The organism is Ruegeria sp. C9 (assembly GCF_056537585.1).
Genome location: NZ_JBQFRU010000007.1, coordinates 68,468 through 83,002, shown reverse-complemented (window position 1 = coordinate 83,002; position 14,535 = coordinate 68,468). Strand labels below are relative to the sequence as shown.

Sequence of the window (14,535 nt, the reverse complement as noted above, 5' to 3'; positions counted from 1 at the left end):
TAGTTTTGAATGTCGAATTTGTGCCTGTACTTGCTGGCCAGAACCTTTAGTATTTCTCTGTAATTCATAGCATTTTGTCACAGCATACGGCATGAATGGTAGAATATGCAGGGATTTGCATCAGAATTCACTCAGGCGCTCTCGCTGATCCTCGAAGGGGATGCAGAGCTGTGGGCAATTGTGTTGTTGTCGCTGCGTGTTTCGATCTTTGCTGTTCTGATTTCGGCGGTCATCGGGATGCCTATTGGGGCAGCTTTGGCCGTCGCGCGGTTTCCGGGACGGCGGGCGTTGATTATCCTTGTGAACGCTCTGATGGGGTTCCCACCAGTCGTCGTCGGTTTGCTGGTCTACCTGATGTTGTCCCGATCCGGTCCTCTGGGGGTGCTGGAACTTCTCTACACCCCCACCGCAATGATCATAGCGCAGGTGGTGCTGGTGACGCCGATCATGGCCGCACTTACCCGGCAGGTAGTCGAGATGCTGGCCGAGGAGTATTCTGAACAGCTCCGCTCGCTCGGCGTATCGCGGTTGGCTTCGATCCCGGTGCTGTTGTGGGACGCGCGTCTGGCACTGGTCACCGCATTACTGGCCGGGTTTGGCCGGGCAATCGCCGAGGTTGGGGCGGTGATCATCGTCGGCGGCAATATCAATCACGTGACGCGTGTGATGACGACCACGATTGCGCTTGAGACTTCGAAGGGGAATTTGGCGCTGGCGCTGGCCTTGGGTGTGATCCTGATCGGTTTGGCCGTGGCGGTAAACGCGATGGTCAGCGCGTTGACCCTGCGGGCCGAGCGGGAAGGGCTGCGCCATGCGTGATGTCGTGACCGAGGCGCCGGGTATGTTGGAGGTCCAAGGGTTGCACATTGCACGCGAAGGCAAGGTGCTGCTCGATGTCCCGCATTTGTGTTTGGATGGCCCGGGTCCGACCATGATCTTGGGCCCAAACGGCGCTGGCAAAAGTCTGTTGCTGCGTTGTCTGCATGGTCTGATTCAACCCGACAGCGGGCGTGTCTGTCAGGACGGTGTTGTGTTGAATGCAGCCCACAAAGCGCGGCAGGCGATGGTGTTTCAAAGCCCCGTGCTGCTGCGCCGCTCGGTCGCGGCCAATCTGGACTTTGTGCTAAAGCGGAAATCGATGCCCCGTGCCCTGCGCAAGCAACGTATCGAAGCTTTGCTGGCCGAAGGTGGACTGGATGGCAAGGCACGTCAGTCCGCGCGTTCGCTGTCTGGTGGCGAGGCGCAAAGGTTGGCGATCCTGCGCGCGTTGGCCTTAGACCCCAAGACCTTGTTCCTGGACGAACCCACCAGCGCATTGGATCCAAGCGCCATGCAGATGATCGAGCGGATGGTCCTGCGTGCCTCGGCCCGGGGTGTGCGCATCGTGATGGTGACGCATGACATCGGGCAGGCGCGGCGCCTGGCATCTGACATCGTGATGATGCAGGCAGGGCATGTGGTTGAACATGGGGGGGCACAGCAGGTGCTGGAAACCCCAAAAAGCAACGAGTCGCGCCGGTATCTGGCTGGCGGTCTGGTAACCTGATTAACAGAGATGGAGACTTCGAATGATCCCTGATTTTGTTCGGGCTTCAATTGTTGCGCTTGGACTGACCACAGGCGCAGGTTTGGCGGAAGAACCCTTTATCGTCGTGCAATCCACGACCTCGACGCAGAACTCGGGTCTGCTGGACTATATTCTGCCAGGGTTTGAGGCTGAAACAGGTATCGATGTACGGGTTGTGGCCGTCGGGACCGGTCAGGCGATCCGGAACGCAATCAACGGCGATGGCGATGTTCTTCTGGTTCACTCCAAGCCCGCTGAAGAGCAGTTTGTAGCGGACGGTTGGGGTGTCGAACGGTTCGATGTCATGTACAATGATTTTGTATTGGTTGGCCCAAAATCTGATCCGGCCGGAATTGCCGGGGGCAACGACATTGTAACCGCTTTGACCGCTTTGGCCGAAGCGAAACTGCCGTTTGCCTCGCGCGGTGATGATAGCGGCACTCACAAAGCCGAGATGCGCTATTGGGAGGCGAACGGCGTTGACCCGACGGAGGCCTCGGGGACTTGGTATCGCGAGACCGGATCGGGGATGGGGGCAACGCTGAACGTGGCCAGCGGCATGGACGCGTATGCTCTGACCGACCGGGCGACTTGGTTGTCTTTCGGAAACCGGGGCAATCTGGAGGTCTTGGTCGAGGGCGATCCGCGCCTGTTTAACCAATATGGTGTAATCCTTGTGAACCCTGAAAAGCACACAGGCGTCCGCGCCGCTGCCGGGCAGAGGTTCATCGACTGGCTGACCGGTCCTGATGGGCAGGCGGCGATTGCGTCTTACACGCTGGATGGTGAGCAGTTGTTTTTTCCAAACGCACAGTAAGTTCGCCTTGGGTTGGCGCAACAAGGAATGGACGACGGATCAGCCACTGGCGCCGTTGTGGTGGATCCGACCCAGATTTGCGAGATCATAGCCGCCTAGTTCATCAGCGCGTTCGATAAAACGCTCGGATTTCAAAAACTGGGTCAGCGTCTGCATGGGGACCTCGAAGAAGGCGCGGCGCCAGATTGCAAGGTCCAGACGCTCGGAATGGGTGGGCACGAAACTTAGCCCGTACGGGCGCGCCAGTGCACCGAGGCCAAAACCAACCTCTGCCTTGCCGTCACGCAGGGCGGTGGCCAGCTCTTCTTCTGTGCGGGCGCAAACAGGCAGGGTGTTCAGATCATCACGACCCAGACCGTGGGCGCCGAGCAGTGCATCGAACAGACGCTGGCTGGCGGCGCTGTCTTGCCGCAGAATGATCCGTCTGCCTTTCAGATCCTGAAACCCCGAGATGTCCGAGGTGCCGGGTGCCAGCAACAGGCCGCGCTGCCGGTTGGCAATCTGATAGAGGATCACAGGTGCTTCGCCCATCGTGTCGCGCAGGGTCTGAGTGTTGAAGCTTTCTGGTTCGTGGATATGCAAAGCCGCCGCCTGTGCGCTGCGCTCCGCAAGACGATTCAGCCCGTCGAAAGACCCATCATAATAAGTCGCAAGCCCAGAGCCGCTTTCCCGCAAAGCCCAGTCCAGCAGGGGATCGTGGCTACCTGCCACGATCGGCGGCAGGGGTGGTTCGACGACATCGGGGCCAGAGCGTGAGGCGTTGAGCCACGCTATGATCTCGGCTTTTGGGAACAACAGCTTGCCCATGGCGCGTACACACGGGATTTCGCCCGAGGATGCCAGATCATAGGCCTTCCGCTCACCAATGCGCAGCAGATCCGCCAATTCGCGGGTGGTCAGGTATTGCGGCATTCAGTCGAGGCGTACAGCCGAACCGGACGTCTTGTCGGCGGCGCTGAAACCGAATTGATCCAGCGTGTAAGGAGCGGCGACAGTGATCACGACCATCGCGGCGACGGCGGTCAGAAAGGCTTTCATGTTCTCCTCCGGCTCAATCCTGCGGTGCGGTGGCGCTGCGCAGGAACGCGACCAGATCTAACCGGTCCTGTGCTTGCGTGATCCGCTGCATTGGCATCTTTGACCCCGGAATGTAGTGGTCCGGGCCTTCGTCGAAAAGAGCATTTATTGTCTCTTCATTCCAAATAATATCAGAGTCTTGCAGCGTATCCGAGTACAAATAATCGGGCAATGTGCCCGCCTTCCGCCCAAAGATGTCGTGCAAGGTAGGGCCCGCACGTCGACCTCCATCCGGCGTCAGGCTGTGACAGATCGAACACTTGCGTGCAAATTGCCGTTCTCCGTTGCCCATCTCGCTTGGGTCTTTCAGAAAGCTGGGTTCGGCAGCGGCCATCTGTTCGCTATCGCCCAGCGCTGAAACGGGCCAGCTGTACATTGCCTCATCAATGCCGCCTGCGTGAAGATTTTGACCATCTGCAGAAAAAGCGAGCGCCCAAACCGGACCGCGCAGGGTGGCACGGAAATCTTGTGCAATGCGCCATTCGAAAGTGTCGATGACCATTATAAAGCCTTCACCATCGCCGACAGCCAACAGCTTGCGATCGGGGCTCAATGCCATGGCGAGGATCGGGCGCCGATCCAACGTAAAGTCATGTTCTTCTTCGGTGGTGAGGCTCAGGATGCGTGTCACTCCATCGACGGTACCGTAGCCGATCCAGTTGTCATGTGCGTTCAGGACCAATTCATTGATGCCAAAACCATGCTCAATCAGGCGATTTGTTTCCTGAGCGCTGGCGACATCCCAGATACGCAACGCTCCGTCGACACCTGCCGAATAAAGCTGCTTTCCGTCCGGCGTAAAAACAACTGCATTCACCCCGCTGCCGATTGGCCCAAGCAGGGTCGGCTCGGACCCGTCCACCGGCCACAGGCCGATGGTGCCATCCCAGCTGGCCGTCGCGATATGAGTTTTCGACGCTGCAATGCCGATAATCTTGCCTTTGTGCTGCCCGACTACATCCCCGCCGGGCCAGCGGCGGAGGGTGAAGTCATCCCCGGCAGAATAGATTGCAGTGCCATTGAAAACGACCGAGTTCACTGCCGCTTCGTGCCCCTCCAGCCATTCCGGTGTCTGTCCGGTCCAGAGACCGACCGAATTGTCGAAACTGGCCGTTGCGATACGCCCATCCGGCGCCGAAGCGATCCCCATGATCGGCCCGCCATGGCCTTTGAGCGTGAAAAACTCGGACCAGGCGGGCAGGGGGGTCAAAACAAGCGCAAGAGCGAGCCAGCGCATCTATTCTGCAGGTGAGGCCGCTGCCTTGCCCGCCTCTTTTTCTTGCACCTCTTCCAGCCACAGCGAGTGGTGCTCGCGTGCCCATTGTTCTTCGACTTCACCGGTGCCCATGGCGTCAAACGCACCCTCCATGCCAACCGAGCCAAGGTAGATATGGGCGATGATGATGGCGATGAACACGTAGGCGACCATGACATGCCAGACTTGGGCATATTGCATCTCTTCCTGCGGTGACATCTGCACTGGCAGGTTCAGACCCAACGCCTGCGGAATACCTGTCGAGTTGGCGATTGAGAAGGTTTTGGCGAACATCGGCAGCTCGAACGGGAATAGCAGCGACAGGCCTGACAGGCTGATAGAGACACCCAGTAGAATGCAAGCCCAGAAGATTATCTTTTGACCCGCATTGAATTTCTTGGCTGGTGGATGGCTGTCTTTGGTGAACAAGCCCCCTCCGGCGGCCAACCATTTCAGGTCGGTCTTGTTGGGGATGTTATGGGCAATCCAGTTTATGGTGATGATTATCAGACCCAACATGAAGGCCCATGCGAGGTTGTTGTGAAGCCACTTGCACCCTTGCGCGATAGTGGCGAACCCTTCTTTGCCAAAGACCGGGATCAAGAAATCGCGGCCATAAAGGGTCAGTAGGCCTGTGATGCCGAGCACAAGGAACGACCCGGCAAAGAGCCAGTGACCGAAACGTTCGAAACTATTGAAACGAAGGACCGTGCGGCCGGTTTTTTCTCCGTCGATGCGGATTTTTCCTCGGATCAGAAAGAAAAGCACAATGATCGCAAGCATTCCGCCCAGAATGTAGGTTCCATATTCACGCAACGGGCCAGTTCGGAAGTTCAACCACCACATGCCGCCGTCTTGAATCAGCACGCTGTCCGCAGGTCCCTGGGATGAAACGGTGACGTCCGCAGATCCGTAACGCAGCGCGCGGTAGACGTCACTGTCAGAGGCAACACCGCGGGTGCCGAACTGTCCCAGCAGGCCTTCAACATTGCCCTGACCGGTGTTTTCAGACCTGTAGCTGTTGTCGACCTTCTCGCCACGCTGGCGGGCCAGAATGTCCTCAAGCGTGGTCGCGCCGCCGGTTGTAGACCGGTCGGTCGAATCCGCAGGGGCGGCCCCCTCACTGGTTTGAGCGCCCGCAACTTGGGTCAGCGTTAGCGAAAGCAGGAAAGCGATGAATAAGCGCAACATCGGAACCTCAATAAAAATCCAATGCAGGATGACCCACATCTGCGGGTCATCCGTTTTGCTTTAGTAGACGGGGTCAGCCGTCTTTCTGATCGTAGGCCGTGCCCCAACCCCAAGCGCCCGAACCAAATCCGCGCGCGACGACACGCTCACGGTAAATAGCCGAGACCACGTCGCCATCGCCGGCGAGCAGGGCCTTGGTAGAACACATCTCGGCGCAGATGGGCAATTTGCCCTCTGCGATCCGGTTGCGTCCGTATTTGGCGAACTCTGCGGTCGAGTGCGTTTCCTCGGGGCCGCCAGCACAGAAGGTACATTTGTCCATCTTGCCTCGCGATCCGAAGTTGCCCGCCTGCGGGTATTGCGGCGCGCCGAAGGGGCACGCATAGAAGCAATAGCCACAGCCAATGCACAGGTCCTTGGAGTGCAGGACGACCCCTTCTTCGTTCTGATAGAAGCAGTCGACCGGGCACACCGCCATGCAGGGCGCATCCGAACAATGCATACAGGCCACCGAGATCGAGCGTTCACCCGGATTGCCGTCATTGATCGTCACCACCCTGCGGCGGTTGATGCCCCACGGCACCTCGTGCTCGTTCTTACACGCGGTTACGCAGGCATTACACTCGATGCAGCGTTCAGCGTCGCAGAGAAACTTTGCTCTAGCCATTATCGTCCTCCTTACGCTGACCAGATTTTGCAGAGAGTCGCTTTGGTCTCTTGCATCTGGGTCACTGAATCATAGCCATAGGTCTGGGCGGTGTTGGTACTTTCACCCAGCACATAGGGGTCTGCACCGGCAGGATACTTGTGCCGCTGGTCTTCGCCCTGGAAATGGCCGCCAAAGTGGAAGGGCATGAAGGCGACACCGGCGCCGACTCTGTTAGTCAGCATCGCCATCACCTTGACCTTGCCGCCCTCAGGACCTTCGACCCAGACCTGTGATCCGTCCCGAATACCAAGGTTGTTGGCATCGCGCGGATTGATCTCGACGAACATGTCCTGCTGGAGCTCAGCCAGCCACGGGTTCGACCGCGTCTCATCGCCGCCACCCTCATACTCGACCAGACGACCAGACGTGAGGATTATCGGGTAATCCTTTGAAAAGTCGTTCTTTTGGATCGACGCATAAAGGGTAGGTAGACGATAGGCCTGACGGTCATCGTAGGTTGGATAGTCCTCCACCAGATCGCGCCGGTTTGTATAGAGCGGCTCGCGGTGCAGTGGGATCGGATCCGGGAAGGTCCATACGACCGCGCGTGCCTTTGCGTTCCCGAAGGGCGCACAGCCATGGGCAATCGCGACCCGTTGGATACCGCCGCTAAGGTCGGTTTTCCAGTTGGTCTCTGGTCCCGCAACGGCGTCGATGGCCGCACGTTCCTCAGCCGTCAGGTCACCGTCCCAGCCAAGGTCCATCAGCATCTGCATCGTGAATTCCGGATAACCATCCTGGATTTCCGACCCAACGCTATAGACCCCTTCGGCCAGCAGGTTGTCACCATCCCGTTCCACGCCGAAACGGGCGCGGAAGGTCAGGCCACCTTCGGCCACCGGTTTGGACATATCATACAGGTTTGGTGTCCCCGTATGACCCATCTCAGCCGTTCCCCAGCAGGGCCAGGGCAGACCGTAATACTCGCCGTCGTTGGGGCCACCAATGGCTTGCAGCGTGGTTCTGTCGAACGTGTGCTGGTTGGCCATATGGCTTTTCAGACGTTCCGGCGACTGACCGGTATAGCCAATTGTCCAAAGGCCGCTGTTGAACTCACGCGTGATGCTTTCAACATTCGGGGTTTCGGGATCTTCCATCTCGATATTGCGGAAGAACCGATCCGCCCAGCCGAACTTGTTGGCGAACTTGGCCATGATGACCTCGTCCGGCAGGCTTTCGAACAGAGGTTCGACCACGCGGTCCCGCCACTGCAGCGATCGGTTCGAGGCCGTGACCGAGCCACGGGTTTCGAACTGCGTACAGGCGGGCAGCAGATAGACGCCATCGGTGCGGTCATGCAGCACGGCCGAGACGGTGGGATACGGGTCGATCACGACCAGCATGTCCAGCTTCTCCATCGCCGTCTTCATTTCCGTCATCCGGGTCTGCGAGTTGGGCGCGTGGCCCCACAGAACCATGGCGCGGACGTTGTTGTCCTGATCCATGTTAGCTGGGTCTTCGAGAACACCGTCGATCCAGCGGGAAACCGGGATGCCGCGCTCATTCTGCAGCGGTTTATCCTTACCTTCCTTATCCTTGATCGTGGCGAACTGGCCTGCAAGCCACTCGGGCTCTTCACCCCAGACTCGTGCCCAGTGACCCCATGCGCCTTTGGATAAGCCATAGTAGCCGGGCAGGGTGTGGGACAGAACACCAAGGTCCGTCGCGCCTTGCACGTTGTCATGGCCGCGGAAGATGTTGGTGCCACCACCCGAGGTGCCCATGTTGCCAAGCGCAAGCTGAAGCACGCAGTAGGCGCGAGTGTTGTTGTTGCCGTTGGTGTGCTGCGTACCACCCATGCACCATACAACGGTACCGGGGCGGTTGTTCACCATGGTCCGTGCGACGCGGCGCAGCTGCGAGCCGGGCGTGCCGGTGACACGTTCAACCTCATCCGGGTTCCACTTGGCAACCTCTTCGCGGATCTGGTCCATGCCCCAGACACGGGTGCGGATGAACTCTTTGTCCTCCCAGCCGTTGTCGAAGATGTGCCACAGGATACCCCAGATCAGCGCAACGTCTGTGCCGGGGCGGAAGCGGACATATTCATCCGCATGGGCCGCGGTGCGCGTAAAGCGCGGGTCGCAGACGATTAAAGGCGCATTGTTCTGCTCTTTCGCACGCAGGATATGCAGCAGCGAGACGGGGTGCGCCTCGGCCGGGTTACCACCGATGATGAAGATGGCCCGGCTGTTGTGCATGTCGTTGTACGAATTGGTCATGGCGCCGTAGCCCCATGTATTCGCAACACCCGCGACAGTGGTCGAGTGGCAGATACGGGCCTGATGGTCCACGTTGTTCGTGCCCCAATAGGCGGCGAACTTGCGGAACAGATAGGCCTGTTCGTTATTGTGCTTCGCAGACCCCAGCCAGTACACGCTGTCCGGCCCGGATTCTTCGCGGATGCTCATCATGCCATCGCCGATCTCGTTGATCGCCTCTTCCCAGCTGATGCGCTTCCACTCGCCACCTTCCTTTTTCATCGGATATTTCAGGCGGCGCTCGCCATGGGCGTGCTCGCGGACCGAGGCCCCTTTGGCGCAGTGTGCACCCAGGTTGAATGGGCTATCCCAGCCGGGTTCTTGCCCGATCCAGACTCCGTTCTGTACCTCGGCAACGACCGTGCAGCCAACCGAGCAGTGAGTGCATACGGATTTGATATTCTCAACGGCGGTGTTTGCCGCTGTCTGGGCGCTGGCTGGCGTCACGGTTCCACCCGTGGCGCTGATCGCGGCAAGGCCGCCGATCGTCAGGCCCGAGCCACGCAAGAATGCGCGGCGATCGACGGTTTTCTCGCCGACCTGGGACAGGATACTTGTCCGCTGGGGGCGTCTCGCAACCCCGTTGGTCTTTTTCCTAAGCATTTCTTTCCTCCCTTGCTGGCCATGTAACCCATGGCTGGCTTGGTACTTCGCGAAACCGACTTCAGGGCCAATCGCAACCGTCAGTCGGGTATGACTACGTCCGGGTCAGAACCGGGCGCTGTCGAGGTATGCGCGCGTGTGCGCGGTGTCCTGCATCCGGGTTTCGTCCGTCGGCAGTTCGGCTGCTTCGGCTTTCCCAGACAGGCTGGCGGCGGCTACAGCAGCGGGCGCTGCGGTTCCGGCCAGTTTCAGGAAGTCGCGGCGGGTTGCGCCTTCTTCCTTGGTCTTGCTCATGGGCTCCTCCTGTCCCAATTGCGGTTTGGTGCCTAAAGGCACCGGCGAGTGGCGGGCTAGGCCGCCGTCATTCGAAAGGCTTCACGTTCGATCTCCATGAACACCCGACCAGCCGTGCCGACCGAGGCGTAGAGAACCGAGTTCTCGGCACCTTCCAAATCCGAATAGAAATGCGCGGCCCAGGGCCCAATATGTTTGCTCCAGAACGCCTTTTGATCTTCCAGCGTGGCGGGCGCGCCGAACCGACCGACGATCATGCCCGCCATCATTTCCATTAGCGAGGCGATGTTGTCTTCGGGTTCATATACATTCTGCGCCCGGGTGATGCCCCGCGCGGCCATGTCATTGCGCAGCTGCGCCAGGGGTTTTTCGTTCAGAAATCCCGTCAGGTAGAAAGAGGCATAAGGCAGCAGTTCGCCTCGGCCCAATCCGATGAAAAGTGCGTTGAATTCGCGCTCTGCGGCGGCAGGCTTGGTCACCTTGGCCACCCGTGCCATTGCCTGAATGGCCTGACCTAGATCCGAGTCATCACCGCTTAGCCCGGCCATCTGATCCAAAAGCAACTGATCGGGTGGACCGGCCAATAGCAGGCCAAGAAAATTATAGAAATCCGCACGCAGACGATCCTCAGTTGAGATATCCAATGTTTGCGCGTTGTCTGCGGTCATAGAGTTATCCTTCGAATTCGAATTTCATACGGCGTGGAGCAGGGGTGAGTTCGATTTCCGCTGGCTCTTCCATTTCAACCATCTGTGGGGCTTCCGGTTCTGGTTCGACGGCGTTGATCGGTTCTTCACCTGACTCGATCGCCTCGGGCATGTCAGCTTCTGTTTCTGCTTCGGACACTTCTGCCTCGGCAGCGAGCGCTTCGACATGCGCCAACATACCCTTGCCAACCTGATACGCGGTCTGGATGTTCTCAATCACGCAGGCCGCATCGGTATAATCCTCGCCGTAATCGACCAGCCCGTCGACATTGGCCAGAACAGGATTCAACCGCCATAGGCGCCGCAAGGCGCGGCGGCGCAGACGGTCAGGTACAGCTTTGGCCATGAAGCCCGAGACATCATCGCCGGCTTCCAGTGTATCGGGATCGGGCAGATCAAACTCGGCCAGAATTTCAGCGTCGCTTTTTTCCTCCAGCTCAGCTTGCCGCGTTGTGATGATCTGTTCCTCTGCGGCCAGAGCTTCTGCTTCGGTCTCGGCCTGAACGGCGGCCTTGCGGCGGAACCAGAAATCGCGGGTCTGGGTCATTGCAGCACCCGACGCGGAGCCCGGTAGACATCTGAATCCTGCCGGATTCGTGCATCGCCCTTGCCGTCTTCCACCAGATCGGTGCGTTTCTTATCCCGTTTACGTTTTATGAACACCTCGTCCTGATGATGCTGCAAGGTGAAATCGCGGAGCCATGCAATCAACCCTTCGGTCATCGGAATCTTCTCAACGATCTCTTCGCCGGTATCCGCATAATCCTGCCCCTCGAACGGTGAGGCGGTGATCAATACGGCATTCAGGGGTGTTTCGCCTTTCAGCTCATCCCGCAAAACCAGGTACAGCGAAGGTTGACCGTCCGACAGGTTGACCATGTAGGCTTCGGTTTCATCGGCCCAGAGGGTGAGGGGCAGGGTGGCTGCATGGTATTCGATGGCCTCACCTTCACGTCGCAACTCTTGCCAGTCGGCAGGCCCTGCACCTGGCAAAACAGCGACCGCGCGCCAGTTCCAACGCGCCCAGCGTGTCACCCCGGGTGTTCTGCGCACGACGACGCCAATTGTCATTTCAGTCCGGCTTGCGGCCTTGGCCACTGGCTCCTCCCCGGAAGGCTCTCCCCTGCCTTCCATTGATGTACTATGTTACATAAATTGGCGACCTGCCAAGTCTAGTTTCGCCTAATATGAGACATTCAGTTAGAGTTTATTTCCAACTTCAGGTTTTGATGGCGATTTGTGATGAAAAATAATGCACATATCGGGATTTTCTCTGATGCTTCGCATTGCCTCGGCGCGGATTGGGTCTAAGCTGCTGATGGGGCAGAACGCAGCGTCGGGAGGGGAAATGGCCAGCAAGCTCATATTGTGTGATTGCGAGGGGACGCAGTCCCTGAACGCAGATGGTATTTCTGCAGCCTGCGATACGGAGTGCTCGAAGGTGCATACCGCCCTTTGTACGCGCCAGATTCAAACTGCCGCCGAGTTGATGACGGGCGATGAGCAGGTGGTGTTTGCTTGCGCTCAGGAAAGTGCAGTTTTTAGCGAGCTTGCCGAGGAACTGGGTGTTGAAGCCCCCGGATTTGTCGATCTGCGCGACCGAGCTGGCTGGTCCGAACAGGGGACCGATGCAACCCCCAAAATGGCTGCGCTCGCGGCTGAGGCATTACTGCCGCAGCCAGTGACTCCAAGTTTCGATGTCATCAGTGAAGGTACCTGCTGTATTGTGGGGCCCGGAGAGGTTGTCTTTCCGTTGGCCGAACAGCTGTCCGCTGTGTTGGCCGTGACTGTGCTTTTGGTTGACGATGCAGAACCGCTAAGCCGCAACTATGACGTTGCGCGCGCACGAATACGCAGACTGACCGGCGCGCTGGGCGGATTTGTTTGGCATCTGGATGAAGTGCAGCAACTAGATCCCGGTGGACGCGGAGAATTTGGTTGGAGCGCACCCCGTGACGGTGCAACGTCGCGCTGCGACATTGTTGTTGATCTGATCGGAGCAGCACCTTTGGTTAATGCCCCCGAAAAGCGCGAGGGGTACTTGCGCGCTGATCCCCGCGATGCGGTGGCCGTCGCGCGTCTTGCTTTTGAAGCGGTGCAACTGGTCGGGACCTTTGAAAAACCGCTCTATGTCCGATTGGATGAGACGCTTTGCGCCCATTCGCGAGCGGAACAAACGGGGTGTTCAAACTGTCTGGACGTCTGCCCGACCGGTGCGATCACACCGGCTGGCGATCATGTAGCCATTGATCCGATGATTTGCGCCGGGTGCGGTGAGTGTTCGGCGTTGTGCCCGTCGACTGCCATCACATATGAAGATCCTCCGGTCTCGGCGGTATTGTCGCGGATGCACATACTGGCCCGGACCTTCCGGCGCGCGGGCGGCGTTGCACCGCGACTGCTGGTGCACGACGCCCATGGGGCGCAGATGATCCGGATGGCGGCCCGGTTTGGACGAGGACTGCCAGCGGATGTCATTCCGCTGGAGCTGAACGTGGTTTCGGGCTTTGGACATGCCGAGATGCTCGCAGCGCTGGCGCATGGCTTTGCGCGCGCCGATATCCTGATTAGCCCTAAGACCGAACGGGACGCGCTTGATCGTGAATTAGAGCTGGCTCGGGCTATCGCAGTGCAAGACGCACTGAGTCTGATCGATGAAACCGACCCGGATGCGCTGGCAGATCTGCTTTATGCGCAAGATGTTCCGCAGCCATTGATTGATCCGGTGCTTCCACTGGGTAATCGTCGTCAAATAGCGCGTCTGGCGGGGCAAGCTTTGAACCCGGAGGTCGAGGTGCCGCTGGCCTTGCCCGAGGGCGCGCCTTATGGCGCGATTGCAGTGAATACCGACACCTGTACATTGTGCCTGAGTTGCGTGTCCCTTTGCCCATCGGGGGCGCTGATCGATAACCCGGACAAGCCGCAGTTGAATTTCCAGCAGGACGCCTGCCTGCAATGCGGGATTTGCCGAACGATCTGCCCAGAACAGGCGATCACACTAGTGCCCCAGCTTGATCTGAGCGACCAAGCGCTGTCACAACAGGTGCTGAATGAAGAGGAACCCTTTGAATGCGTCGAATGCGGCGCAGCGTTTGGCGTTAAATCAACGGTTGAGCGGATCATGGAAAAGTTGTCGGGCACACATCCGATGTTCGCGACCTCGGATCAGGCGCGGATGATCCAGATGTGCGACAATTGCCGGGTGAACGCCCAGTTCCATAGCGCTGACAATCCATTTCAATCCGCCCCCAGACCACGGGTTGTCACAACGGATGATTACCTTTCAAAGCGCAAGGATCACTGAAGTTGCAGTGGCGCGCCCAGATCGGCGGCGCGCATGGCGGTCACGAAAGCCAGAATTGCTTCGAGGTCATCCAGGCTCATCTCGACCGGATGGATCGGCGAGGGGCGCTCGGGCGGGAAAGGTTCGGTGACGCCCTCGATCTGCGTGAAAGCTGGGTGTGGGTTCAGGGCAAAGAACGCCTGAAACCGTTCCGACCAGTCGGGCATTGCGCGCAGCACTGCGAAAGACGGGGTCGAACCCAGCCCGTTCATCCGATTCTTTGGGCCGATTACGTGGCACCGGCCACAATGGGTCATCGACAGATCTTCGCCAAGCAGCGCGTTTCCGTCGACCACGACCTCTTTGGTAACAGTGGCAGTTTCGAAACTTGCGCTAAAGGGCGTGCCCTCGTCGGGGATGAAGTTTTCAACCGTCCGTCTGCCAATGTCGGAAAGTAGCCATTCACGAAACCTTACCTGCTTGGCGCTGTCGTCGATTCGTAGATGATAGACCACCCCGTCACGGGCAAAGACCGGATCGCCGGGCGAACTCGGGGCCAGTGACATGACGCCGCTTTCATCCGCAACAACACGTATTCCGGTCTTGAGAGAAAAGCGCGGAAGAATATGTTGCAAAAGACCTGAGTTTGTCACCTCATCCGGGGCGGCAAGGCCCAATGCCTCTTGCGACCAAGAGGGGGTGGCGGTGAGCGTCAGGCTCAGGCACAACAGGACAAAGCGCATGGTTAAGCCTAACGGCGGCTGACCCGAT

15 protein-coding genes are annotated in these 14,535 nt (G+C 58.7%); 4 read left to right on the top strand and 11 right to left on the bottom strand.

Annotated elements, in window-relative coordinates; all coding sequences use genetic code 11:
* The first annotated feature begins 105 nt into the window (after positions 1-105).
* The 3 genes from ACR0NE_RS18080 to ACR0NE_RS18070 are packed head-to-tail and all read left to right on the top strand — an operon-like array spanning position 106 to position 2,384.
* On the top strand, positions 106-819 hold the full coding sequence (locus ACR0NE_RS18080; protein WP_170421167.1) for an ABC transporter permease: 714 nt from the start codon (positions 106-108) through the stop codon (positions 817-819).
* Positions 812-1,546: an ATP-binding cassette domain-containing protein gene (locus ACR0NE_RS18075; RefSeq protein WP_170595904.1), complete on the top strand. Its 735-nt coding sequence runs from the start codon at positions 812-814 to the stop codon at positions 1,544-1,546. The genes ACR0NE_RS18080 and ACR0NE_RS18075 overlap by 8 nt, the downstream gene beginning before the upstream one ends.
* Positions 1,547-1,568: 22 nt before the next feature.
* Positions 1,569-2,384: an extracellular solute-binding protein gene (locus ACR0NE_RS18070; protein ID WP_170595902.1), complete on the top strand. Its 816-nt coding sequence runs from the start codon at positions 1,569-1,571 to the stop codon at positions 2,382-2,384.
* A 39-nt stretch (positions 2,385-2,423) separates the two neighbouring features.
* Here ACR0NE_RS18070 and ACR0NE_RS18065 read toward each other — a convergent pair whose 3' ends face one another.
* The 10 genes from ACR0NE_RS18065 to ACR0NE_RS18020 form a co-directional block, all read right to left on the bottom strand.
* Positions 2,424-3,296 carry a helix-turn-helix transcriptional regulator gene (locus ACR0NE_RS18065; protein ID WP_170595900.1) on the bottom strand — a complete coding sequence of 291 codons (873 nt, stop codon included), beginning with the start codon at positions 3,294-3,296 and terminating at the stop codon, positions 2,424-2,426.
* Positions 3,297-3,422 carry a hypothetical protein gene (locus ACR0NE_RS18060; protein ID WP_255612119.1) on the bottom strand — a complete coding sequence of 42 codons (126 nt, stop codon included), beginning with the start codon at positions 3,420-3,422 and terminating at the stop codon, positions 3,297-3,299.
* Between the two features lie 13 nt (positions 3,423-3,435).
* Positions 3,436-4,698 (bottom strand): c-type cytochrome, encoded by a 1,263-nt coding sequence (locus ACR0NE_RS18055; protein WP_170595898.1) that lies wholly within the window; start codon positions 4,696-4,698, stop codon positions 3,436-3,438.
* Positions 4,699-5,907: a formate dehydrogenase subunit gamma gene (locus tag ACR0NE_RS18050; protein WP_170510449.1), complete on the bottom strand. Its 1,209-nt coding sequence runs from the start codon at positions 5,905-5,907 to the stop codon at positions 4,699-4,701.
* Between the two features lie 73 nt (positions 5,908-5,980).
* Positions 5,981-6,574 carry a formate dehydrogenase FDH3 subunit beta gene (gene fdh3B / locus ACR0NE_RS18045; protein WP_037307340.1) on the bottom strand — a complete coding sequence of 198 codons (594 nt, stop codon included), beginning with the start codon at positions 6,572-6,574 and terminating at the stop codon, positions 5,981-5,983.
* A gap of 11 nt (positions 6,575-6,585) precedes the next feature.
* On the bottom strand, positions 6,586-9,480 hold the full coding sequence (locus ACR0NE_RS18040; RefSeq protein WP_170393362.1) for a formate dehydrogenase subunit alpha: 2,895 nt from the start codon (positions 9,478-9,480) through the stop codon (positions 6,586-6,588).
* 105 nt (positions 9,481-9,585) lie between these two features.
* Positions 9,586-9,774 (bottom strand): ubiquinol-cytochrome c reductase iron-sulfur subunit N-terminal domain-containing protein, encoded by a 189-nt coding sequence (locus ACR0NE_RS18035; RefSeq protein WP_170393361.1) that lies wholly within the window; start codon positions 9,772-9,774, stop codon positions 9,586-9,588.
* Positions 9,775-9,830: 56 nt separating this feature from the next.
* Positions 9,831-10,442 carry a molecular chaperone TorD family protein gene (locus tag ACR0NE_RS18030; RefSeq protein WP_170393360.1) on the bottom strand — a complete coding sequence of 204 codons (612 nt, stop codon included), beginning with the start codon at positions 10,440-10,442 and terminating at the stop codon, positions 9,831-9,833.
* Between the two features lie 4 nt (positions 10,443-10,446).
* Positions 10,447-11,028 carry a DUF3306 domain-containing protein gene (locus ACR0NE_RS18025; RefSeq protein WP_170595896.1) on the bottom strand — a complete coding sequence of 194 codons (582 nt, stop codon included), beginning with the start codon at positions 11,026-11,028 and terminating at the stop codon, positions 10,447-10,449.
* Positions 11,025-11,579 (bottom strand): DUF3305 domain-containing protein, encoded by a 555-nt coding sequence (locus tag ACR0NE_RS18020; RefSeq protein WP_170510438.1) that lies wholly within the window; start codon positions 11,577-11,579, stop codon positions 11,025-11,027. Before ACR0NE_RS18020 ends, ACR0NE_RS18025 begins: the two co-directional genes overlap by 4 nt.
* Positions 11,580-11,829: 250 nt before the next feature.
* Here ACR0NE_RS18020 and ACR0NE_RS18015 point away from each other — a divergent pair, with 250 nt between their 5' ends.
* Positions 11,830-13,785 (top strand): 4Fe-4S binding protein, encoded by a 1,956-nt coding sequence (locus ACR0NE_RS18015; RefSeq protein ID WP_170596117.1) that lies wholly within the window; start codon positions 11,830-11,832, stop codon positions 13,783-13,785.
* Here the strand turns inward: ACR0NE_RS18015 and ACR0NE_RS18010 are convergent.
* Positions 13,779-14,507, bottom strand: a complete 729-nt coding sequence (locus tag ACR0NE_RS18010) for a cytochrome c family protein (protein ID WP_170405173.1) — start codon at positions 14,505-14,507, stop codon at positions 13,779-13,781. The genes ACR0NE_RS18015 and ACR0NE_RS18010 overlap by 7 nt on opposite strands.
* Positions 14,508-14,535 lie beyond the last annotated feature (28 nt).